Origin of the sequence: Thermophilibacter provencensis (assembly GCF_900128445.1) — a bacterium.
GTDB classification, from domain to species: domain Bacteria; phylum Actinomycetota; class Coriobacteriia; order Coriobacteriales; family Atopobiaceae; genus Thermophilibacter; species Thermophilibacter provencensis.
Genome location: NZ_LT671417.1, coordinates 1,000,784 through 1,024,117, shown reverse-complemented (window position 1 = coordinate 1,024,117; position 23,334 = coordinate 1,000,784). Strand labels below are relative to the sequence as shown.

The window sequence follows — 23,334 nt, the reverse complement described above, 5'->3', positions numbered from 1 at the left end:
AGGAGCGCGGGAGGGGGCACCCATGACGGTCAATCAGAGAAGTGTTGTCATCACGCTGGGATTCTGCGGACTGGTCTCGGCTGCGGACAACTGGTTCGTCTCGCCGGCGCTGCCCGCCATAGCCCAGACGCTCGCCGTAGCGCCGTCCGTCGCCGCCGTGGTGCTCACGGCGTACCTCGTTCCCTACGGAATGCTTCAGCCGGTTTGCGGCGCCATCGGGGACCGCGTCGGTCGCCAGAGGCTTCTGCGCGTCATCGTCCTGGGGCTGGCGATAAGCACGGTCGTGTGTGCCGCGGCGCCGACGCTCGAGGCTCTCGTGGCGGCGCGAATCCTCACCGGCTGCTTTGCCGCCGGCATCATCTCGGTCTCGCAGGCGCTCGTCGGCGACGTCGTCCCAGCCGAGGAGCGCGCCGGCGCCGTCGGCCTTCTCATGGGCATCACCTTTACTGGGCAGGGGCTCTCCGCGGGACTTGGCGGCCTCATCACGGACCTCGTGGGCTGGCGGGCGGCCTTTGCCTCTTTTGGCGTGCTCGGCCTGCTCGCCTGGCTCTGCCTGCTGCGCCTGCGCGGAATCTCCGAGGCCCTCCCCGCGGTCGAGGAGCAGCGCTCGCCCCTGGGCGAGGCTCGGGACTTCCTCGAGCGCGCAGCGCGCCTCTTCTTCCGACAGGGACGCGCGATCTATCTCACCGCATGTTCGACCGGCATCATCTACCTCGGCGTCTATGGTTTCATGGGGACGTTTCTCTCAGAGCGCTGCGGACTATCCTCCACCGCCTCCGGCCTTCTCATGATGTTCTATGGCGTCGCGTGCCTCGTGGGCGGGACCATCTCGGGCCGTATCGCCGCGCGCGGAGGGCTGCTCCGCGTGATTCAGGCGGGCGAGGTCTCGGGGCTCTGCGCCGTCATCTTCCTCGCCGCGTCCACGCTGACCGGATCGTGGGCCCCCGCGCTCGGTGCCGCGGCCTGCCTGGGACTCGGATACATCCTCGTCCAGCCCACGCTCGTCTCGCTCTCCATGGACGTCGACCCATCCCAGACGGGACTCTGCACGGGGCTCATCGGCCTCGGCGTCTTTGCGGGCGGCGGCGTAGGGTCCGTGCTCGGGCAGATTGCCATCGGCGCCGGCGGCTACCTCGCGCTCTGGGCCTGCGCCGGCGTCGCGCTCGTGGCCCAGACCGTCATCGGCACCTGCGCGCTCGCGCGGCGCGAGCGCGCATAGGCAAAGCGGGCCCCGCACTCACCCTGCGCGAGGCTCTTCTCGCCAGGTGGGCGCATGCGGTCCCCGTCAGGCAGGACGCGCGCCATCCCCGGCCATGACATCATGCGTAGCGTCGCGCCACCGTCATGGTCTCGGCGAGATACCAGCCACCGAAGAGCACGCAGTGCAGGAGCAGCGGTGCGAGCTGGTGGATTCCCACCCGCTCCCGCCAGCCATCCGCGAGGGGCGACACCTCGTCGTATCCCGCGATCACCTCGTCGAGGAACGGGTAGCCGAAGAGCGCGAGCATCGCGAGGTCGGTCTCGGCATGGCCGCCATAGGCCATCGGATCGATGAGGACGCCCCCGGTGGGGGCGGTGCGCACTGCATCCCAGAGCACGTTTCCCGCCCAGAGGTCGCCGTGCAGGCGGGCGCACGGGAGGCCCGACGAGCGCACGAGCGCGGGTTGCGGAGCATCGAACTCCCCCGCGAAGAGCCGTCCGGCCACCCGCTCCAGCACCGCAGCCTCCCCATCGTTGAAGTCCCCTCGATCGACGAGGACACGCACATAGTTCATAATTCGATGTTCGGCAAAGAACGATCCCCAGGCGTCCGACGCGTCCTCGCGCGCAACGTAGGGGGTGCGCGCCCGGCCGCACCACGGGTCGCCCGACCATCCAGCTGGAGCGCAGCCGAGCCAGGGCGCGCCGGCCGCATGCGTCCGCGCGAGTGCCGCACCGATCCTGCGGGCAGCCGACGCCGAGGGGGCGCCCGTCTCGACGCGCTCCTCAACGAGCTCTTCCTCCGTCACGCTCAGCACGCGTACGACGCGGAGGCCACCGAGCGGCTCCGCCTCTGCGAGCCAGCGTAGGGCGGCTGCCTCACCCGGCAGGTTATCGCCAAAGCCAGCCGTCTTGACAAAGGCTTCATCTCCCATGCGGCCTCCTCCATGCAGTCAGGGGGATAGTGCGAAGAAACGCGGCTCCCGCATGCAATCGCCGGGATAGTGCGAAGCCATTCTATGGCCTCTCGGCCCATTTGGCATCCGAGGAGGACGCACTCCTTCACAAAAGGCCAGTTGCTCCTCCAACCACTACTCCGCGAGAGGGCGAAACACCTTCGCACTATCCCCCTGATTGCATGCGGGAGCCGCGTTTCTTCGCACTATCCCCCTGACTGCACAGCCCGACGTCGTCTGGCTCAAAGTACAATGGGTCATTGCACCGCATCGAGAAAGGACCACCATGGCCGGCAGCATCAACTATCAGACCGCGCGCTTCGAGGCCTCCTATGGCACCGTGGCACAGCTTCCCGAGTCGACCACCCCCGAGGTCGCGGTTGCCGGGCGCTCCAACGTAGGCAAGTCCTCCCTGCTCAACAAGCTCTTTAACCGCAAGGGACTCGTCAAGGTCTCAAGCACGCCGGGAAAGACGGCGAACATCAACTTCTTCGAGGTTGACGGCATCCGGTTCGTCGACCTGCCCGGCTACGGCTTTGCCAAGGTGTCCCAGAAGGAGAAGCAGCGCTGGGCGGACCTCATCTCCGGTTACTTTGCGCAGGAGCGCAGCTTCAACCTCGTGATTGCGCTCGTTGACATCAGGCATGACGCCCAGCGGCTCGACCACGAGATGGTGGGCTTCCTGCGCGAGAGCGGCCTTCCCTTCGTGGTAGCGCTCACCAAGGCCGACAAGCTCGGACGATCAAAGCAGGCTCAGCAGGCGGCCTCTATCGCACGACAGCTCGACATCGAGCGCGACCAGGTAGTCGTGACCTCCTCGGAGACCGGCCAGGGCGTCGACGATCTGCGTCGCCGCATCGCCGACGCCTGCCTGTAAATTGGGGACTGTCCCCAATTTACATAAGGCCGAGATGCCAGAAAATCAAAAATTGGCTATTATCGCATCAGGACGTCTCCGCAGAGCCTCGCGTTCTTCGGGTACGCCTCTTCTTTTCAGTCCGGCGCGCCACCCCCAATGGCGCGCCGGGCGCCCCTTGTCTCATGACGCAGAAATCATGACGCGGCCCAGAAAGCTCGTGCCGTTCTGCGGTGCAGGGGCACCGAAGTAGTCCGCCGCCGTCGCGCCCACATCCGAAAGCGTCGAGCGCGTACCCACGCTGCCAGAAGGCGCACCGTCGCGCGCTATGAGCAGCGGAACGTACTCGCGCGTATGGTGTGGATGGCCAATCGTAGGATCGTTGCCGTGGTCTGCCATGACCACGAGCACGTCCCGGGGCGCGAGCGCCGCGCGAATCCGCCCGATGAGCTCGTCGGCCACACGAAGCTTCTCGGCATAGCCCGCCACGTTCTCACGATGCCCCATAAGGTCGGTCTCCTGCACATTAGCGCAGATGAAGCCCGAACCCGGAGCCTGTACGAGGTCAAGGGTGCGCTCGAGCACCTCCCGCGTGTCAACAATGGACTCCGACTCGCCGAAGCGGTTGGCGCAGACGTCGGCAACCTTTCCAAGCAGGTGGACGTCTATGCCTCGAGAGCCGAGGATATAGGGTACCTGCACCCGCTCGTCCACGCCGTAACCCATATGGATGCAGTGGTAGTCGTTGTTGTAGACCCCGGAGGCCGGCGCGTTCACGCCAATGAAGCCATCGTGCTCCTCCACTGCCGCGAGCAGGTTGTCCAGATGCACACCACGCCCGCCGAAGGTGATGACCCTTGGCGTCCGCGCGATGCCGCGCACGATGCGACCGATCGCAAGCTCGGTCTCGAAGTCCATGTCATCGAGGGCGGCCGTCACGTTGAATGCCTGCCCCGGGTCACACTCCACATTGTCGGCAACGGTGCATGACTCGTTGACGATTACGAAGCGCAGACCTGAGGTCTCCGAGGTGTACAGCCGCGTTGAGAAGCCCGCGCGCTCAAGCGCGAGCGCGATGTCGTCAACTGCCACCTGTATGGGCTCCGTAAGCGGAACAGGCGGCTTGGTCCCCATAATCTCCTGATGCCCGTAGAATGTGTCCGCCCCCTGGTGCGTGAGGGTGGCCCGTCCCCAGGTCGCGTCCGGCGCCGCCGGCAGCCCCGGGAACTCTTGCCCCACTGCGTTCGCCAGCCCCAGTGCCGCCAGGTTGGGAAGCCTCAGGCTGGGCATACGCTCGAAAATGTGCGCGCAGGTATTGGCCCCCAGGTCCTCAGGGCGGACCTCGGCCACATCGGGCATCTGCCCCACGCCAAAGCCGTCCAGCACGATGATGACAAACTTTCCGCGCTCCACCATGCCTCCTCTCTGTGCTGCTACCTCAGCCGGTGCCCCTGCGTGTCGAAGATTCCCTCGAGCACGGGGCTGCCCGAGGAGAGACCGCTCACCACGGCTACCTCGCTGCGCGTCACAAAGAGCTGCGTTCTGAAGCACATGAGAACGGGATCGCTCACCCGGCACGGTTCTGAAAGTTCAAAGTGATAGTCGATGCTCTCGTCGGTAGGCGGCGTCACCCGCACGTGACGCCCCTCATCAACAGAGGAGCCAACGAGGGCGTTCGCCAGATGGCTGCGCCGGTAGTGACCGCCGGCATAGCAGTACGCGCGGCCATCTAAGTTGTGGCTCACCTCGCTTGTGTACGCGTAGGCCACGCGCTCTTGGGCATCCGGATGAGCGGCATGATAGGGCGTCGTGCCCGTAAGCCCATGACCAGGCTCCATGTGCGTGCCCCCGAGACGCGCAACGAGGGGAATAGAGTGGCAGCAGCTTGCAGAGGGCATGTTGAGCTGGAGGCCACGATGACCACGAGCCTCAAGCAGAGATGCCGCGGCACGAACTGTCCCCGCATTAGAGAGTTCCACGATGTCGCCGTCCTTCTCGGAATAGAGCAGGCAGGGGAACGAGCAGACACCGGCCAGACGAACCCCCTCTATGGCCTCCATCTCCGAGGCGACTTGCTCAAGCTCACGCAGCCTGAAGCCACCGTACTGACCCGAGTAGAGGAGGTCCCCCTCGCCGATTACTCGCAGCATGATGGGCTGAACAAGCCCCAGCTCGCGGGCTACGGCGCCAATCTCAGCGGCCTTCTCCACTGAGTAGACCGTCATGATGTCGGGATGCGCCCCAACAATGCGACGCAGGGCCGAGCGCGGAGTCTGAACAAGATGTCCCACATTGCCGAGGGGGATTTTGTTGTCGACCATGACGAGCGCCTCGCGGAAGTCAACGCACACGGCCCCTGCAAAACCCAGCTCGACCAGACAACGCGCCACGACCGGGTTTCTCCCCAGCTGCTTGAGCATGAAGTAAAGAGTGATGCCTCGCGCGTCCGCCTCGCCTTTCATCGCCCGTGCGTTCTCGCGCAGGGCATCAAGATCGATGAGGTAGGTGTCGGGCAGGATGGTACCGTCACCCACCCAGGAGAGGGCAAGCTCGGCGAGTGCCCGATTTGTCTCAAGCAGTCTGTCCAGAAACATGTGATCTCCCTTGCCGGATGCGTAGCGAGAGAACGCTACGCTGCGTAGACTTCCTCAATCAGTTCCCTAAGAATCCGAATCACGGTATCGGGTCCCGAACGCATGACGTTGATGCGAATCATGCGACGCTGCCAAGAGGGATTCTGAGCGCGGAAGGTCGCGCTAATCCGATAGAACATCGGAGCGAACTCATAGCGGCTCTCGCACCCAACCGGATGGGGCGCCGCGCCGTGGGCGGGCGCGAGCGCAAGGATGCGATCCGCCACGTCTTCGTCAAACTCGACCAACACCGCCTTGCTCTCCGCGTTTGCCACGTAGGCTCCACGCACATGAGCAAGCTCGCCAGAACAGAGGCGCTCGACAACCTCATGACACGTTGCTCCCGCAATGGCTAACGCGACCGGCGCGTAAACCAACCCGCGCAGAGCCGCCATGGCCTCGTAGCCTTGCACCTGGCTGCCACCTGAATACTGCATTTCACGAATACGCTCGATGGGCTCCCTACGGCCGATTACCACGCCCACGCCCTCCGGACCCAAGACCTTGAAGCAGGAGAAGGTGGCCATGTCAGCACCGAGCTGGCAACCGATAGCGCGCACCTTGGCTGCGGCGTAGTTGTCATCCGTCACGATTGTGATATCCCCGAGGGCGGCTCGAATCTGTTCAATCACGTGACCGAGATCGTAGGAGTCATCGGGCTTTTGGCGCGAGTGCTGGACAAGCACGGCTCGAATGTCAGACACGCGCTCAGCACACACGAGCTCAATCGCCGCATCGCTGTTAAAGTCGGCGGTCACGATGGAACAGCCCATCGTGTCCAACGTCACTTTGGTGGTGGGATAGACGGGCGCTTCGTGCACAAGCACCGTCTCGCCCGGACGCAGCGCAGCCGCAAGCGCCCATCGCAGCGCTCCTGTTCCCGCACCACGAACGAGCACCGCGTCCTCGGCATCGAAGGCCTTGGCAAAGACGTGCTCGACCCGGATGGTCTGCAAAGGTCTGTTGGTTCCCGCATGTACACCCAAATCACCCAGGCTCAGCAGCTCATCACCCGTAAAGGTGCGCGTCGCGGCATCAACGACCTTGAATTGGAGTGCACGGGCCTCCTCAATCGTCCTCGAGTACAGGGGGTAGGTCCTCACGCCAGGCCTCCCTCGATATCAAAGATGCGCGCAGGGTTGTCCACGAGCATCGCTTGAGCCGCCCCGTCAGCAAGACCGAGCTCACGCGCCATCGGCAGCACGCGGTCCAGCACGGCGGTATAGCCGAAGCCGCCCTTGGCGTGCATGTATGACTGGCGAGAAATATCTGCAGAGAGCACAATCTGCCCCGCATACCCCTCGGAGGCGAGCACGGCCAGGTTAGCAGCTCTCCTCTCATCCGTAAGATAGGCAACCTTGCCGCAGGTGTCGAAGCCGATATTGACTCCAGTGGCGAGCACGCGACGATAGTAATCAAGATCATCAGCCAGGTCGAGGTGGCCGAGCACGACCTTCTCGGGCCTCATACCAGCCTCCACGAGCAGCTCAGCCTGCTCGAGGGCCATCTGACCGAGCTGACAGTGCGTCGTCACCGCACAACCCACCTGTGCGGCAACGTGCGCGGAGGCAACCATGACCCGGCGCTCGGAATCGGTAATCTCATTCTGCTCTCCCGCAATCTCTCCGATAACGCCCGGGCGCACGCCGGTCTCCCCGACGCCCTCTGAGAACTCACTCGCAAGGACCTCCTCGATCTTCTCCACCGTGGCATCAGCCAGCCACGACGGGTGATACTGCTCGAGGTAGAATCCCGTTGCGCAGACGATGTTCAGTCCGCTTCTGCGCGAAATCTCCTGGAGGGCCAAAACGTCGCGGCCCATATCTATGCAGCTCACTTCAATGACGCTGTTCGCCCCTGCGGAGCGCAGGCGCTCCATTTCCGACAGCACAAGACCTGAGCAGGTGAAAGATGAGTCGTCATCGCCTCGCACGCTGCTCAAATCAACGCTGAGGTGCTCGTGCGACATGACAACGCCAAGCTCTGAGGACGCAATGGGTCCAAGAACCGTCTGAATCATGACTTGCCCTTCTTTCCCAGCCCGGGGCCATCAACTAACCTCGGGCTGGAAACATGTGAGATAGAACCCAATCCCAGCTGGATGGAGTCGGCTAGGCGACAATGGCCACGAGGCCGAGCACGTAGAGCAGGTTGAGGATGATGCCCGTGGCCACGGCAAATACGGGTCCGATGGCCATGCGCATGATCTTGCGTCCGGTGACCTCGTTCACGTAGTAAATTGCGGCGGCGATGGCGAAGGCAAGCGTCGGGTTGGCAATCTGGGTGCCCATGACAATCACGGCGTTGAGCGAACCGAAAAGCAGGGCAAACTCAACGCAGCTGCTCATCGCGGAACGGATGTTATCAGCCGCGTCACGAAGGCTCGGGAAGCGTCCGAGCTGCTTGCCGATAACCCCAAGTGCCATGACCTCAACGAAGATGATGACAGCTCCCAGGGCGGCAGCGACAATGGGGTTGGGGGACAGGTAGCCCGCAACATAGACAAAAGTAAAGCCAGCAACGCCATAGACGCCCGTCGTGATAGCGGTCACTGCAATGAGCGGAATGAAGCTGATGCCGCGGAAAAGCTCGTTGACGGCAGCCGTCTGGATGAGGGCCTCGGCACCGGATCCCGCAGAGTAATAGGCCTCGGAGAGGCTGAACATCGAAACGTCGGAACCGGCGAAGAAGTGCAGGTTGCAGGCAACGGCAATCAGGCCTCCGGCAATCATGAGAAACGGGACGTTCTTTCGAATGCGACCCACGCGCTCAGAGAAGAGGTTGCCCTCAAGATCGTCAGAGGCGCGATCCTTGTCCTTGAGGTCCTTCTGCACGGCGAAGGCCACGAGCATGATGACGCCCACGAGCAGCGTCCACGCGTCAGCGCTGATTGAAGCCTGCGTGGGGCCGAAGGTCAGCATGGGGCCAAAAACGCGGGCGACAACGGCGAGGACCGCCGTGATGATACCGCGCTGCCAGCCGAACTGCATGATGATGGCCACCACCGGGAAAAGCGCGAAACCAGTTACGATATAGGTGCCGAGCTGGCCAAGAGCGCCGATAAGATCGACGGGCATGAACGTAAGCACCGCATTGATTCCGCTGATACCCACTAGGCACAGCACGCCCCAAGCGGCGCCCGCCACGGCCGCAAGCCACTTCTTGGGGCAAATCGCGCCGATGATGTCAGTAGCAAGGAACAGCAGCCACGGGTTCAGCAGGTTTGTGGCAAGCGCATTGCCAATACCCACCGAAGCAATAAAACCGATGCACATACCAAAGACCGCAAGCGCATACTCGGGGCGCGGCATGCGGCCCTCGAGAAACTCGGGCACAAACGGCCTGACGCCATCATTGAACACGGCTGCCCCAACGTTGGACAGCAGCGCCGTAATCGCGCACAAGGCCCCCACGACCAGCACGCTCAGAACGCTAATTTCCATTGTGTACTCCTCTTCTTTTCTGCCTATTCAGTCCGGCGGGCCCCAATCCCGCATAAGGACCGCTATTTGTTGCGCAACGCGTCAATGAGTAGCGGGACCGTGCGGTCGATGGCCCCGGTCGTCATCCCAAAAACCACCTTGCCCTCGTCCACGAACTTCTTGATCTCGTCCGGGTTTGGCTTACTGCCGTTCTTGCATACGGTGCAGCACTTCGGGTAGCCAACCAACCCAATGAGAATAGAGATGGCTGCGCCGCCGCCGCTTTCGCACGCGCCAAAGTAGTAGTCGACCTTACCCTGTTTGATGAGCTGGGCACCGGTCATGTCATTGGTGACCGTCACCTCCGCATCCGGGGCCGCCGCCTTGATGGCCGCCTCCATCTGGTTCTTGTTGAGCCCCCCAACCGCAATTCTCATCGTCTCTCCCTTACCTCTCTACTCGTTGGCCTGCAACAGGAGCAAGCCACCAACATGAACCAACACAAAGTCCTTCTCGGCCTCCGGAAGCTCAAAGCCCAGAGCATCAATGAGCTCGTCCCGGATGCGCTTGGCCTCGGCGTACGCCGGACTCGAACGAACCTCCTCCACAATCTCGGGCGAAAGCGGCGTTATGGCCTCACCTTCGCGCACGCGCTTGAGGGCCGCCGCCACATGCGTGACCAACATTCCGAGCACCTCGTCATCACGTTTGACGCCGCACTCTCGCACCAGAGCGTCAACGGCCCGACGAAGGCCGTCCCGACCCGCCTCATCGCAGAATCCGCTCTGGTACAAAAGCTCAATCCTCTCGTCTAGCTCATCCGTTCCCACGGTTCCCCTCTCGATCCAGTGGCCATTCCTTGCATGTCTCAATGGCTAGTAACGCGCCATCAGTTTGCCGTCCATAACTTCCCGCTGAATCTCTTCAACACGCTCGCGAGGCAGGAGGTCAGCGATGAGGCTCCGGGTCAACGAGTCATCCGTCCTTATCACCACCACGGCACGCGTGTTAGAATCCCGCACATTCCCGTCGTCCAGCGGACGCATAGACAAGCCCGAGGCGCGAATGTGCACGTCATCCTCATTCCAGATGCCTGTATCGAGCACGCCCGCGCGCAGCATGTCGACGATGTGGGTGTACTGAACGGGAACGTACTCGACGTCAGCCTTGGCAAAGTAGCGACGCGTAAGTCCGCATTGGTCCACCGAGGATTCATCGATGCCCACGCGAGCACCCGTCCAATCGGTCCGCTCCCCATCACGCAGCAGGAGCACGTGACGGCCAACGTAGGTCAGCGGAGAGCACTCGAGGGCCACCTCAATGGGATAGCCGTGTGCAGCATAGTCATCGAAGGCCATGCGACTCATGACCGCATAGTTGGCAAAGCCGTCGAACAGGGCTTGGACGCGGGCTTCCGAGCCACGCAGAAAGGTAATAAACGCGCGCAGGCCACGCGTGTTGAGCAGGGTGAAAAGGCTCGTTGCAAGACCTTCATAACGCGCTGTGTAGGGAAGCGGCATGACGCCCACAAGATGATCTCGACCGCAGGAGCGGGCAAGGGATAGATAGTCTATTGAGGTAAGCGTGGTTCCATTCTGGCCATGCGACTCAAGCGATACTACGCCCTGTTCCTTGAGATAAGACAAGGCCTTCTGAATATTCCCGCGAGACGCCTCACAGCTCTTTTCAAGCTCCGAAACGGTGGGGATACGCTCGCCCGGGGCAACGCCGCAGAGCTCAAGGGCAACGCGCTGCGTCACCATGCCGCCCTTGCTGTATATCCCCCGCATCTTTTCCTCTTTTCGGTTGATTGAATATACATTTTTTTGTATATTCGTTGACTAGGACTATGCTCTCACTTTCGGGCGTCGGTTCATGCGTCCAACTCCTTCGTGCGCGGCGAGCGGTCGTATTCCGACCGTAAACGTTGCGCGCCCGCGATTACGCGATGCCGTCATATTCCGATATCTACGAGTTGATGCCAGCCCCCCAACTCGCAAACCTGTAAATTGGGGACTGTCCCCAATTTACAGAATCCCCAGGTGCTCGAGGAGGACCTTGAGACCGATGAGGATGAGCACGACGCCGCCCACGATGCTCGCGGGCTTCTCGTAGCGCGCCCCGAAGTAGTGACCAACCGCGACGCCGGCAAACGAGAGGCAAAACGTGATGACGCCGATAAGGGAGACCGTCGGGACGATGTCCACGGCAAGCGCCGCGAACGAGATGCCCGCCGCTAGCGCATCAATCGAGGTGGCCACCGCAAGCACGACGAACTCCTTCAGGTCAATCCCACTCGTGTCCTCGCAGCCGCAGCAGTCGTCCTCCTCGTGGAAGGCCTCCCAGAGCATCTTGCCGCCAATGAACGCGAGCAGGACAAACGCCACCCAGTGGTCCACCGGCTCGATGAGCCACATGAACTGGCTTCCGAGCGCCCAGCCAATGAGCGGCATCAACGCCTGAAAGCCGCCGAAGAAGAGAGCAAGCACGGCGGCGGTCCGCAGGTTGAGCCTTCGCATACCCAGGCCCCGACAGATGGAGACGGCAAACGCATCCATGGACAGCCCTACGGCTATGAGAAGCAGCTCGACAATTCCCATGAGGTCCCCTCTCGTCCCAGCGACAAAGAAAGAGACTCGCGACGAGGGCCCCTCACCCTCGTCGCGAGTCTCGTTGATTAAGGCGCGCCAGGCCCTGCGGCCAGCATGTTGACGCACCACACGCCGCGCACGACGTGCCACTACTCCCTCGTGAGGCGCCATCATACCACAGCAGCTCTGTTACCAGCCTGAAAACCGACGAGCGTCGTCCTTGTACTCCATCACGCTAAAGCGTATATTCGTCTCTGCTTTAGTAGGGTAAAGTACCGGCCCAGCCGGGAGCACCAAACCGGGAGGAATCACCATGACTGCCATGAACAGAAGGTCGTTCGTTCTTACCTCGCTCTCCGCCCTGTCCCTCGCCGCGCTTGCCGGCTGCGGCGGCACCCCCGCCAGCTCCGATGACGCTTCGTCGCCCTCTGCCGAGGGCGCCGGCACCGGCGCCGCGGACACCGGTACCCTCATCGTGGGCTTCGACTCCTCCTATCCGCCCTACGGCTACGTCGGCGACGACGGCGAGTACACCGGCTTTGACCTCGAGCTCGCCCAGGAGGTCGCCAGCCGCAACGGCTGGGAGGTCCAGCTCGAGGCCATCGACTGGGACGCCAAGGACACGCTTCTCGACAGCGGCGCCATCAACTGCATCTGGAACGGCTTCACCATGGAGGGCCGCGAGGACGACTACACCTTCTCCGAGCCGTACATGATCAACGGCCAGGTCATCGTCGCGCGCGCTGACTCCGGCATCGCCAGCTTCGACGACCTCGCCGGCAAGGCCGTGATCACGCAGGTCGACTCCGCCGCATATAACGTGCTTGCCGGAGACGACGCCACGCAGGCGGACCTCGCCGCCACCTTTGCCAGCCTCGAGACCATCGGGGACTACAACACGGCCTTCATGCAGCTCGAGTCCGGCGCCGTCGACGCCGTTGCCTGCGACCTTTCCATCTCCGCGTATCAGCTCGCCGCCAAGCCTGACGCATACGTCCAGCTCGACGAGTTCCTCTCCGAGGAGCACTACGCCGTCGGCTTCAAGAAGGGCGACGACGCCACGGCCGAGGCGGTCAACGAGTCGCTGCGTGCCATGGATGAGGACGGATTCATCCAGGAGCTCTGTGAGAAGTACAGCGAGGACGGTATCTCCTACGAGAACTGGTGCCTGGAGTAGGCCGGCCCGACAGGTCCTCCCAATGAGTCAAAAGGGGTCTATCCCCTTTTGACTCATTTCCATGAAAGGAGCAGCGTGGACACGCTTACCATGACAGGGATGCTCGCCGAGGGGTTTCTCGTCAGCCTTCAGATATTCGCCTTCACCCTGCTGGGGTCGCTGCCCCTCGGCATGCTCGTCGCCTTCGCGCGCATGAGCCGCGTGAAGCCGCTCGCGCTTCTCGCCCGCTTCTACATCTCCATCATGCGCGGCACCCCGCTCATGCTTCAGATGTTCGCCATCTACTTCGTTCCGTACTACGTCTTTGGCATCAGCCTCACCACCGACAGCAAGTGGTATGCCACGATCGTGGCCTTCATCGTCAACTACGCCGCATACTTCGCCGAGATCTACCGTTCCGGAATCCAGTCCATCCCGCGCGGCCAGCACGAGGCGGCCCAGGTCTTGGGCTACTCCAAGGCGCAGACGTTCGTGCGCATCGTGCTTCCCCAGGTAATCAAGCGCATCATGCCATCCATGACCAACGAGGTCATCACGCTCGTCAAGGACACCTCGCTCGCCTTCTCGATCGGCGTCATCGAGATGTTCACCGTGGCCAAGCAGCTCGTGGCGAGTCAGGTGAGCATGCTCCCCTTCGCCATCGCGGCGGCCTTCTACTGGATCTTTAACCTGCTCGTCGACTTCGTGGCCGGGCAGATCGAGAGAAAGCTGAGCTACTACCATGACTAAAGCCGAGAAGAACGAGGCGCGCTCGGTGGTCTCCCTCGAGCACGCCCGCAAGAGCTTCGGCGACGTGGAGGTCCTGCGCGATATCTCGCTCTCCGTCAACCACGGCGAGGTCGTGGCCATCATCGGCCCCTCCGGTGGCGGAAAGTCCACGCTGCTGCGCTGCCTCACGCTGCTCGAGCGCCTGGATGACGGCGACCTCTCCTACGAGGACGTCGCCGTGGCCCGCGGGGGCGCATATGGCGACAAGAACGTGCTCGCCCAGGCACGCCAGCGCTTTGGCCTGGTTTTCCAGAACTACAACCTGTTTCCGCACTTCTCGGTGCTGCGCAACGTCATGGACGCGCCCGTGTGCGTGCAGAAGCGCGACCGATCCGAGGCGGAGGAGGAGGCGCGGGCGCTTCTTGCCAAAATGGGGCTCGCCGGCAACGAGGACAAGGTGCCCTGCCAGCTCTCCGGCGGCCAGCAGCAGCGCGCGAGCATCGCCCGCGCCCTCGCCATGCACCCCGACATCGTCTACTTCGACGAGCCCACGAGCGCGCTCGACCCCGAGCTCACGGCCGAGGTCCTGCGCGTCATCAAAGAGCTTGCGGCAGAGAACATGACCATGGTCATCGTCACGCACGAGATGGGCTTCGCGCGCGAGGTCGCCGATCGCATCGTCTTCATGGACGGTGGAGTGATCGTTGAGCAGGGCCCGGCCGAGCAGGTCATCGATCATCCGCGAGAGGAGCGCACGAAGGCGTTTCTCGCCCAGCGAGAGGGGTAACCCGGCAGCCGTGCCAAGGGGACAGTCACTTTCGCACGCTGCCCCCTTGGCACGGCCCCTTTGCACGCTAGGTCACTCGGCGGACTTGAGGGCGCCAACCATGTCGATGCGGTCGAGCGAGCGGTCCGTGATGAGGTTCACCAGCAGCGTGAACACGAACGCCAGCACCGCGGAGATCACGTACGTGAGCGGGTCCACGACTACGTCGAAGTAGAGCGACGGCATGCGCAAGATCCACGTGAGGGACCGCGCGAGGAAGTAGCCAAGCGGCATGCCGCAGACGATGCCGATCCCCGTGAGGATGAGCGTCTCCTTGTTGATGTAGCGATGCACCTCGGGCCGCCTGAAGCCAAGCACCTTGATGGTGGCGAGCTCGCGCTCGCGCTCGGAGATGTTGGTGTTGGAGAGCGTGAAGACCACCGTGAACGAGAGCGCCGCCGCCAGCACGATGACCACGTAGACCACGGTGTTGATGAGCGTGAACGCGCTCGAGAAGTCATTCACGAGCTTCTGCGTGGAGACCACCGAGAGGTAGCGCCCGTCCTCGGTAAGCCCCTCGGAGAAGGCAATCTGCTCGTCGGCGCCCCCTGAGAGGTGCGCGAGCACGCCGTTCTGCTCGCAGGGCGCGCCGAAGGCGGCCTCGTAGGCGCTCTCGGTCATGTAGAGCGTGTTGCCCAGATAGCTCATCGCGATGCCGCTCACGGGCGCTGTCCCCTCGGCGAGAGTGGAGTCCTGGAGATGAAGCTCGTCACCGAGCGAGAAGCCCATGACCTGCTCGGCGTTCTTGGTGATAACGGCCCCGTCCTCCGGGAGCGCCATGGGCTGCCCGGACTCGTCCACGAGCCGCACGTAGCCCGACAGGTCGACGTCATCCGGGACCACGATGAGCGAGACGCTCTCCTTGGAGTCGCCATAGCTCACGGTGAGGCTGTCGATGTAGACGCGCAGCACGTCCTCGACCTCGGGGCTCCCCTCAAGGTCGGCCATGGCAGAGTCGAGGTCGTCCGCCGAGGTCACGGCCATGAGGTCGTAGAGGTTCACGCCGCCGTCGCCGTACTGGCGCGGGGAGAGCGAGAGCACGGTGTCGCGGATGCCGAAGCCCGTGATGAGCAGCGCCACGCACCCCGCGATGCCAAAGACCGTCATGAGGAGGCGGCGTTTGTAGCGGAAGAGGTTGCGCGCCGTGACCTTGCTGAGGAAGCCGAGCCGGTGCCACACGGGCCCCACATGCTCGAGCAGGATGCGCGAGCCGGCCCTGGGCGCCTTGGGGCGCATGAGCGAGGCGGGTGACTCATGGAGCTCCCGCCAGCAGGTGAGAAGCGTCGCGCCCACGATGCCCGCGGCAAAGAGCGCAAACGCCGCGAGCGCCCATGCGGCGTCGAAGCCGTAGGCAAACCCCGGCAGCGCGTACATGGTCGAGAAGATCGTGAAGATGATGGCCGGCAGCACCACGAAGCCGAGCGCGTTGCCCACGACGCCTCCGACGAGGCACGCGGCCAGCGCGTAGAGGGCATACTTCGAGAGGATGCTCCCGCGGCCGTACCCGAGCGCCTTGTAGACGCCGATGAGCCCGCGCTCCTCCTCCACCATGCGCGTCATGGTGGTGAGGCTGATGAGCACGGCCACCACGAAGAACACGATGGGGATGACGGTTCCGATGGCCTCGATCGAGGAGGCGTCGGAGTCCACGCTCGCGTAGCTCGAGAGGCTCGAGCGGTCCTGCACGTACCACGTGGCGTCGGGGAGGTCCGCGATCTCCTCGCGGGCGTCCGCAATCTCGGCGAGGGCGTCGTCGCGCTCCTGCTCGAAGGTGGCGCGCCCCTCGTCGAGCTCGGCCTGGCCATCGGCGATCTCCGCAAGGGCGTCGTCAAGCTGACGCTGGGCGTCGGCGAGCTGTGCCAGGGCATCGGCGCGCTGGCGATCGAGCTCGGCCTGGCCCTCCGCAAGCTGGGCCCGCCCGTCGGCTATCTGCTCCGCGCTCTGGACGAGAAGGACGCGGGCGCTCTCGAGCTCGCCATAGGCGTCCCGGAGCTCCTGCCAGCCCTGGTCGATGGCCGCCTGCCGCGCGGCAAGCTCCGCCTCGACGGCACTCCTCGCCTGCTCGATCGCGGGGTTGAGCCGGTCGAGCCCCTCCTGGGCCTGGGCAAGGCCCGCCTGCGCCCGCACGCGGCCGCTCGCCAGGGCCGTGGCGCCCTGGCCGTCCGCAGACTCATCGCTTCCGAAGGAGATGAGCTGGTCGAGGCTCGTCTGGTATCCGACGTAGGAGTCGAGCTGGCCCTGGAGGGCGTCGCGCTGGCCCTGGAGGTCCTCGCGGCTCTTCCGCTGCTCCCCGAGCGTCCCCTCGAGCTCCATCTTCTGATTGAGAAGCCCCTCGAGGTCGGGAGACTCGGGGTCAGACTCCTGAAGCTCCTCGATCCTGCTCGTGAGGTCCGCGAGCTTCCCCTCGTTCTCCTCGATGGCACGGCCGAGCTCCTCGATCTGGCCGTCGAGGTCGGCGATCTTCACGCCCAGCTGGTCTATCTGGGCCCCGAGGAGCCCCGAGAGGGTGGAGAGCGTCTTCGAAGCCCGGGAGAGCACCTCGGCGTACCCGCCCACGGCGGCGCTGACGGCCGCGTCGTCGCTCGGGTCGACGGCCGCCACGGCCGCCCATGCGTCGCGCGCCTCCGTCGCAAGCCCCCCGATCCCGAAGTCCGTTCCCAGAAGGCCCTTGAGTGCCTCCGATATCTGCTCGAGTCCTGACGCCACGCCCTCGGCGGTGGCGTCAATCGACGCGATGGTCCCTGGGAGCGAGTCCACGGCCGCCTGGGCCTGGTCGCGCTGCTCCTCGAGGTCGCCTATCGTGACCCCCTCGGCGACCTCGACGCCGGAGATGTTCGCGCGCACGGCGTCGAGCTGGGCCTGGCCGTCTCGAAGCTGCTGCTCAGCGCCCGGAAGCGCCGCCTCGTACGCGGCGAGGCCCTGCTCATACGCGGCGAGGCCGTCCTCGTACTCCGCGGCGCCCTCCTCGAGCGCGCGGAGGTTCTCGTCGATCGTATCCTGGGCGTCCTCGAGCTGCGAGAGGGCGTCCGCGCGCTGCTCGTCGAGCTCGCGCTGGCCGTCCGCGACCTCGGCACGCCCCTCGTCGAGCTCCGCCTGCCCATCCACGAGCTCCTGCTCGGCTTCGGCCAGCTCCTCGAGGGCCTCGGCCTCCGCGTCGTCCACCTCCTCGGCGGCGTCGGAGCGAACCTGCTCCCCGCGGGCGCGCTCGCGCTCGGCGCGCGCATCCTCGACGCTCTGGAGCACCTCGTCCACGATGCCCTCGTACTCCGCCGAGTAGCAGAGCGGGTCGGCGGCTCCCTCGACCATGACGTACGCCACGGTATAGACGCTCGGATCGACGACGTCGTCCCCCGTCACGAAGAAGGAGTACTGCGAGCCTCCACTCGAGCGGAAGGACATCGTCCCCTCGCCCGCGTTGATCTCCATCGGGTCGAGCACGGACCCCACGATCGTGTAGTCCCCGCGCTCGAAGACCTCAGTCGAGCCGGAGTCGAGCGCGGACTCATCCTCGCCGGACTCCTCGCCGTCGTCGGCGCCGTGAAAGCTCACCGAGTCCCCGACGGAGAGGCCGGAGTCCTTGAGGTAGCGCGCGGTCACCGCCACCTCGCCTGCGGACTCGGGCAGGCGACCCTCGAGCACGAGCGGCTCGTTCATTCCCGAGGCGGAAAGCGCCTTGACGTCCACCTTCTCCGAGGTGGTGCCCACCGTCGTGTAGCACGTCTCGGCGTAGCCCCCCTCGACGGCCTCCACGCCGTCGAGACGCGAGAGCGCGTCCACGTCCTCGTCCGTGAGCCCGAGGGTCGACTGCACCCGCACGTCAAAGAGGCCTTGATCGTCAAAGAAGGCGTCGGCGGAGTTGCGTAGGTCCACGCATGCCGCGCGCAGGCCCACGAGCATGGTCACGCCAAGCGCGGTGATCGTGGCGAGGGCCACGAAGCGCTTCAGGCTCCCGCGCACCGTGCGCAGGACGTCCTTGGAAAACGCAGTGGATATGCCGCCCCGTGCCGCCACGTCCCTCTCGCCCCGCTACCACTCGATCTCGGCGATGGGCCTGGGGTCGGGGTTCACGGTCATGTCCGTCACCCGACCGCTCTTGAAGCGGATGAGGCGGTCGGCCATGTCGGCGAGCGCCGCGTTGTGCGTGACGATGATGACCGTGATGCCGTCGCGCCGGCAGGTGTCCTGCAGGAGCTGCAGGATCTGCTTGCCGGTGACGTAGTCGAGCGCTCCTGTGGGCTCGTCGCAGAGCAGGAGCTTGGGGTTCTTGGCTATGGCGCGCGCGATGGAGACGCGCTGCTGCTCTCCGCCGGAGAGCTGGGCCGGGAAGTTGTCCAGGCGCTCCGCCAGGCCGACCTTCTCGAGCGTCTGCGCCGCGTCGAGCGAGTCGGGGCAGATCTGCGCCGCCAGCTCCACGTTCTCCAGCGCCGTGAGGTTGGGCACGAGGTTGTAGAACTGGAAGACAAAGCCCACGTCGGCGCGCCGGTACATCACGAGGTCGTTCTCTCCCGCGGCGCTGATGTCGCGCCCTCCCACCACGACCTTCCCGGACGTGGCGGAGTCCATGCCGCCCAGGATGTTGAGGGCCGTGGTCTTTCCCGCGCCGGACGCTCCCAGGATGACGGCGAGCTCGCCCTTCTCCACGACGAAGCTCGCCCCGTCGAGGGCGTTGATCTTGGCACCGCCCTCGCCGTAGCTGCGCACGACGTCGCTGAACTCGATGTATGGCATGCCATCTCCGATTACTCGACAGCGTGTTGTCTAAACGGAAGTATACTTGCCGCAGTCGGCGAGCAGAACCTCGGCTCGACACCGGCCGCGCAAGTGTCGAGTCTTCTTCGCGCCTCCACGAAGCATCGGGGAAGCTGAACGGACCAGAGGGAGGACGGCCCCAACCGACCCGTCGAAGGGATGCCATGAGAAAGCAGCCGCAGGTCACCGAACAGACGCGGGCAAACCTCCGCCAGGCGTTCTGGGAGCTCTACCGCGAGCGCCCCATCGAGAAGATCTCCGTGCGGGAGATCACGGACCGCGCGGGCTACAACCGCGCCACGTTCTACCTTTACTATCACGACGTCTACGAGCTACTCGAGGAGATCGAGGGGCAGGTGCTCGGCGTTATCGACCATCTGGTCAACAAGCGCCTGCTCCAGGGCGACCGGCTCGACTTCTCGCAGCACATGAGCCTCATCCTCCGCCTTGCCGAGAAGTCCCGCGAGTACACACGGGTCCTCCTGGGAGACCACGGCGATCCGGCGTTCACCCAGCGGCTGAAGGAGATCATCAGCCCGCTCGTGGACCGGTTCTTCCTGCCGGAGGAACCCCTCGGCGAGCAGGCGGAGCGAATCGTCAGGGAGTTCTACCTCTCGGGGATCGTCTCCACAATACGCACCTGGACCTCGGAGGACGATCCCATGCCCATCGACCAGCTCATCCAGCTCGTGGTACGCATCGTCACGTGAGGGGCCGCGTGGTCCGGGGCGCGGACGGCGCGAGCTAGCGGCCGAGGACCTCTCCGGCGATGCGGGCGGTCTCCGTGGCGTCCTTCGCATAGAAGTCGGCGCCCACCATCTGGGCGTACTCCGGCGTGAGCACCGCGCCGCCCACGACGACCCTGCACCACGGGGCGCGCTCGCGCAGGAGCTCGATGGTCTCGGCCATGGCCGGCACCGTAGACGTCATGAGCGCGGAGAGCCCCACCAGGCGCACATGCCGCTCCACCACGACGTCGGCCACCGTCTCGGGCGCTACATCGCGCCCGAGGTCGATGACGTCGAAGCCGTAGTTCTCGAGCAGCATGCGCACGATGTTCTTGCCGATGTCGTGGATGTCCCCCCTGACGGTGCACACCACCACGGTGCCCTTGTCGCCCGCGGGCGCGCCGTCCCTCTCGCTTGCCGCGCGCACCACCTCAAAGCCCGCCTTGGCCGCCTCGGCCGATGCCATGAGCTGCGGCAGGAAGAACGTCCCCGCCTCAAAGCGCCGCCCCACCTCGTCGAGCGCCGGGATGATGGCCTCGTTGATGACGAAGAGCGCGTCATGCGCGAGAAGAACCTCGCGCACCGCGTCCGGGACGGGACCGCCGCGGCCCGCAAGCACGAGCGCGCGCACGCGCCCCACGGGGTCGTCAGGCAGGCTCGCGTCGGGAGCGGCCGTGAGCGGGGCGCCCTTCTCGCCCTGCCCCGAGGCGACGGGGGCGTCCGAGCGGCCCGCGTAGTGCTCCACATAGAAGCGCGCCTGCTCGTCCTCGCCGGAGAGCACGCGCCAGGATTCCACGACATCCATCATGCGCCGGCTCTCCGGGTTGATGATCGCAAGGTCGAGGCCGGCCGAGAGCGCCGCGGCGAGGAAGGTCGCGTTGACGAGCGGGCGGAACGGCAGGCCGAAGCTTATGTTTGAGACGCCGAGCACGCAGCGCACGCCCGGCAGCCCCTCCTTGACGCCGCGGATGGCATCGAGGATCGCGCGCGGGGCGGACTGGTCGGTGGACGCGGCCATGGCCAGGCAGTCGATCGCGACGTCGTGGCGCGGGATGCCCGCCGCGTCCGTGGCGGCCACGATCTTGCGGGCAACGGCCACGCGTCCCTCGGCCGTGGGCGGGATGCCGTCCTCGTCCAGGGTGAGCCCCACGAGCGCGCAGCCGTAGCGCGCGGCGATGGGCACCACGGCGGAGAGCACGTCCGCTCGGCCGTTGGTGGAGTTGATGAGCGGCTTGCCCGGGTAGCTGCGCACGGCGGCCTCGATGACCGCGGGGTCCGCCGAGTCGATCTGCAGCGGGAGCGTGGTCACCCCCTGGAGCTCGTCCACGAGCCGTCGCATGACGGAGCGCTCGTCGATCTCGGGCAGGCCGGCGTTGACGTCCAGGATCTGGGCGCCGGCCGCCTCCTGGGCGATGGCCTCGCCGAGCACGTGGTCGTGGTTGCCGCTGCGCAGCGCCTCCTTCATCTTGCGCTTTCCCGTGGGGTTGATGCGCTCGCCGATGACGCCCACCTGGCCGGGCGCGAGCGCGCAGAGGCCCTGGGGCCCGCACACCGCAAAGCGGTCGGGCAGCTCGCGCCGCGCGGGCACGCGGGCGGCGAGCAGCGCGCGCTCGGCCGCGACGTGCGCCGGCGTGGTGCCGCAGCAGCCGCCCACGATGGTGACGCCCGCGTCCAGCATGCCGGCGACGGCGGCGGCGTACTCCTCCGGACCGATGTCAAAGACCGTCTGGCCGTCCACCACGCGCGGCAGGCCGGCGTTGGCCTGGACCATCACGGGGCAGCTCGCCCACGGCAGCATGCGTGACGCGAGCGGGGCCACCTCCGCCGGCCCGAGCGAACAGTTGATGCCCACGGCCGCGGCGCCAAGCGAGGAGAGCGTGAGCGCCGCGACCTCCGGCGTGGTGCCAAGAAACGTCCGCCCGTCCTCCTGGAAGGTCATCGTGACAAATGCCGGAAGGTCCGAGTTCTCCCGCACGGCGAGCAGGGCGGCCTTGGCCTCGGCGAGGTCGGCCATCGTCTCTATGATGAAGAGGTCCGCGCCCGCCGCCTGGGCGGCGCGCACCTGGCGGGCAAAGAGCTCGTAGGCGTCATCGAAGGAGAGGGTCCCCATCGGCGCGAGGAGCTGCCCCGTGGGGCCGATGTCGGCCGCCACGTAGCGCGGGCGCGCCGCGCGGGCGCAGGCGACGGCCGCCGAGAAGACCTCCTCGACCGTGGCCGCGGAGCCGAGCTTCTCCACGTTGGCGCCAAAGGTGTTGGTGGTCACCACGTCGGAGCCGGCCGCCACGTAGGCGGCGTGGATCTGCGTCACCACCTCCGGGCGCTCGAGGCACAGAAGCTCCGGCAGCTCCCCGGCGGCAAGCCCGCGCTCCTGCAGCTGGGTGCCCATGGCCCCGTCAAAGAGCAGAAAGCCGTCCCCGGCGAGAGCCGCCGCGAGGGTGTCGTCGTTGGTCATGGCGCCTCCTTGCGCACGTTCTTCTCGGTCGTTCTTATCGCACGTTCTTATCGACAGCATCCTAGCAGCCGATGGTTTCCGGTGAGGAAACGCGCGCCCGTTGCGGATAATTGGGTCGTGGCAATTCACGGCCCGGGGGCGTTGCCCCAATCGGGGTTGTGGCGGCAATCGCGCTGCCATTACCCCAAATCCCGCAACATGCCTATAAGAACGCCCAGGTGACGCCACGCACCGATTGCCATAACCCCGTTTTTCGCAACCCCCGCGCGCCGGCGGGCGCCACAACCCCACCCCTCGCAACGCGCCCCCTCCGCACGTCGCGCGCTCAGCCGCGGCAGGTGCTCCCGGCGCGCAGCAGCACGCAGAAGTCCCGACAGGGACAGCCCGCGCAGCTGGCATGCGCGGTGCCGCGCGGCTGCTCGAAGAGCCCCACCACCGCGGTCACGCTCTTGGTGGGTGACATCAGGAGCTCCCGGGACAGCGTGATGCCCAGGGCGCGCTGGGCGTCGAGCGCGGCGAGAAGGACGGGCTGGGTCGCAAGCGGCAGGTCGCCGTAGCCCGGCGAGAAGCGCGAGCCGCAGAAGAGCCCGCGCGAGGCGGCATCGGCAACGACGCCCGCCTCGGCTCCGTCGGCCGCGCGCTCCACGGCGGCCGTCCCCGCCGCATCGAAGACCACCTGCGCGAGCGGGTCCGTGAGCGAGAGGCGGCGCAGCTCGGCCTCGACTCCCATCCCCACGGTCACGGCGAGCGCACCCACCGCCACGGCCCCGTCCAGGTGCTCGGCGATGGAGTGCCCCGCGAGCTCGAGCGAGGTGCCCGCGAGCGAGATGACGGGGACGCCGCCCCTCTCTCCGCGCGCCGCGACGTCGAAGACGCGCCATGCGCCACGCGGACGACAAGTGGCGAGGCAGCGCGCGACGACCTCGTCGATGCGCGCGTCCAGCTCGGGCGTGATCGGCTGGCCAGCGTAGCCGAGGTAGCGCAGCACCTCGCCACGGTCGACCGACCTGACGTCGTAGGACTCGACCGTCGCCAC

20 protein-coding genes are annotated in these 23,334 nt (G+C 65.5%); 6 read left to right on the top strand and 14 right to left on the bottom strand.

Translation table 11 applies throughout. The features are described 5' to 3' along the window. Positions 1–22: 22 nt before the first annotated feature. On the top strand, positions 23–1,219 hold the full coding sequence (locus tag BQ7391_RS04625; protein WP_075279509.1) for an MFS transporter: 1,197 nt from the start codon (positions 23–25) through the stop codon (positions 1,217–1,219). 100 nt (positions 1,220–1,319) lie between these two features. On the opposite strand, the gene BQ7391_RS04620 is transcribed toward BQ7391_RS04625, so the two are convergent. Continuing rightward, a complete protein-coding gene (locus BQ7391_RS04620) occupies positions 1,320–2,135 on the bottom strand; it encodes a fructosamine kinase family protein (protein ID WP_075279508.1) in 816 nt (271 codons plus the stop codon). Positions 2,136–2,442: 307 nt separating this feature from the next. On the opposite strand from BQ7391_RS04620, the gene yihA reads away from it, so the two are divergent. Beyond that, positions 2,443–3,033, top strand: a complete 591-nt coding sequence (gene yihA, locus BQ7391_RS04615) for a ribosome biogenesis GTP-binding protein YihA/YsxC (RefSeq protein ID WP_075279507.1) — start codon at positions 2,443–2,445, stop codon at positions 3,031–3,033. 162 nt (positions 3,034–3,195) lie between these two features. Here the strand turns inward: yihA and BQ7391_RS04610 are convergent, their stop codons facing one another. The 9 genes from BQ7391_RS04610 to BQ7391_RS04570 all read right to left on the bottom strand — a co-directional run bounded on the left by BQ7391_RS04610 (position 3,196) and on the right by BQ7391_RS04570 (position 11,667). After that, on the bottom strand, positions 3,196–4,425 hold the full coding sequence (locus BQ7391_RS04610) for a phosphopentomutase (protein WP_200799577.1): 1,230 nt from the start codon (positions 4,423–4,425) through the stop codon (positions 3,196–3,198). A 20-nt stretch (positions 4,426–4,445) separates the two neighbouring features. Next, positions 4,446–5,606: an alanine racemase gene (locus tag BQ7391_RS04605; RefSeq protein WP_075279505.1), complete on the bottom strand. Its 1,161-nt coding sequence runs from the start codon at positions 5,604–5,606 to the stop codon at positions 4,446–4,448. Positions 5,607–5,641: 35 nt separating this feature from the next. After that, complete coding sequence (locus tag BQ7391_RS04600) at positions 5,642–6,748, bottom strand: aminotransferase class V-fold PLP-dependent enzyme (protein WP_075279504.1); 1,107 nt, start codon at positions 6,746–6,748, stop codon at positions 5,642–5,644. Beyond that, positions 6,745–7,665 carry a phosphotriesterase family protein gene (locus tag BQ7391_RS04595; RefSeq protein WP_075279503.1) on the bottom strand — a complete coding sequence of 307 codons (921 nt, stop codon included), beginning with the start codon at positions 7,663–7,665 and terminating at the stop codon, positions 6,745–6,747. The genes BQ7391_RS04600 and BQ7391_RS04595 overlap by 4 nt, the downstream gene beginning before the upstream one ends. Before the next feature lie 91 nt (positions 7,666–7,756). Beyond that, positions 7,757–9,088, bottom strand: coding sequence for a YhfT family protein (locus tag BQ7391_RS04590; protein WP_075279502.1), 1,332 nt, complete (start codon positions 9,086–9,088; stop codon positions 7,757–7,759). Positions 9,089–9,150: 62 nt separating this feature from the next. Continuing rightward, a complete protein-coding gene (locus BQ7391_RS04585; protein ID WP_075279501.1) occupies positions 9,151–9,504 on the bottom strand; it encodes a DUF2620 family protein in 354 nt (117 codons plus the stop codon). Between the two features lie 18 nt (positions 9,505–9,522). Then, complete coding sequence (locus BQ7391_RS04580; protein WP_075279500.1) at positions 9,523–9,897, bottom strand: PRD domain-containing protein; 375 nt, start codon at positions 9,895–9,897, stop codon at positions 9,523–9,525. Between the two features lie 45 nt (positions 9,898–9,942). Next, positions 9,943–10,857, bottom strand: a complete 915-nt coding sequence (yhfZ, locus tag BQ7391_RS04575) for a GntR family transcriptional regulator YhfZ (RefSeq protein ID WP_075279499.1) — start codon at positions 10,855–10,857, stop codon at positions 9,943–9,945. 237 nt (positions 10,858–11,094) lie between these two features. Beyond that, on the bottom strand, positions 11,095–11,667 hold the full coding sequence (locus tag BQ7391_RS04570) for a manganese efflux pump MntP (RefSeq protein ID WP_075279498.1): 573 nt from the start codon (positions 11,665–11,667) through the stop codon (positions 11,095–11,097). 304 nt (positions 11,668–11,971) lie between these two features. Between BQ7391_RS04570 and BQ7391_RS04565 the strand changes: the two genes are divergently transcribed. The 3 genes from BQ7391_RS04565 (at position 11,972) to BQ7391_RS04555 (ending at position 14,330) form a co-directional block, all read left to right on the top strand. Beyond that, positions 11,972–12,835 carry a transporter substrate-binding domain-containing protein gene (locus tag BQ7391_RS04565; RefSeq protein ID WP_328586764.1) on the top strand — a complete coding sequence of 288 codons (864 nt, stop codon included), beginning with the start codon at positions 11,972–11,974 and terminating at the stop codon, positions 12,833–12,835. A 75-nt stretch (positions 12,836–12,910) separates the two neighbouring features. Continuing rightward, on the top strand, positions 12,911–13,564 hold the full coding sequence (locus BQ7391_RS04560; protein WP_075279497.1) for an amino acid ABC transporter permease: 654 nt from the start codon (positions 12,911–12,913) through the stop codon (positions 13,562–13,564). Further along, on the top strand, positions 13,557–14,330 hold the full coding sequence (locus BQ7391_RS04555; RefSeq protein WP_075279496.1) for an amino acid ABC transporter ATP-binding protein: 774 nt from the start codon (positions 13,557–13,559) through the stop codon (positions 14,328–14,330). The genes BQ7391_RS04560 and BQ7391_RS04555 overlap by 8 nt, the downstream gene beginning before the upstream one ends. Positions 14,331–14,402: 72 nt before the next feature. Here the strand turns inward: BQ7391_RS04555 and BQ7391_RS04550 are convergent, their stop codons facing one another. Continuing rightward, positions 14,403–18,380: an FtsX-like permease family protein gene (locus BQ7391_RS04550; protein WP_235858620.1), complete on the bottom strand. Its 3,978-nt coding sequence runs from the start codon at positions 18,378–18,380 to the stop codon at positions 14,403–14,405. 15 nt (positions 18,381–18,395) lie between these two features. Next, positions 18,396–19,097 (bottom strand): ABC transporter ATP-binding protein, encoded by a 702-nt coding sequence (locus tag BQ7391_RS04545; RefSeq protein WP_075279495.1) that lies wholly within the window; start codon positions 19,095–19,097, stop codon positions 18,396–18,398. Positions 19,098–19,282: 185 nt separating this feature from the next. On the opposite strand from BQ7391_RS04545, the gene BQ7391_RS04540 reads away from it, so the two are divergent. Next, the gene (locus BQ7391_RS04540; protein WP_075279494.1) at positions 19,283–19,828 is read left to right on the top strand and encodes a TetR/AcrR family transcriptional regulator; all 546 of its coding nucleotides are present in this window, start codon (positions 19,283–19,285) and stop codon (positions 19,826–19,828) included. A gap of 34 nt (positions 19,829–19,862) precedes the next feature. On the opposite strand, the gene BQ7391_RS04535 is transcribed toward BQ7391_RS04540, so the two are convergent. Next, complete coding sequence (locus BQ7391_RS04535) at positions 19,863–22,298, bottom strand: homocysteine S-methyltransferase family protein (RefSeq protein WP_075279493.1); 2,436 nt, start codon at positions 22,296–22,298, stop codon at positions 19,863–19,865. A 325-nt stretch (positions 22,299–22,623) separates the two neighbouring features. Next, complete coding sequence (locus BQ7391_RS04530) at positions 22,624–23,334, bottom strand: vitamin B12 dependent-methionine synthase activation domain-containing protein (protein ID WP_075279492.1); 711 nt, start codon at positions 23,332–23,334, stop codon at positions 22,624–22,626.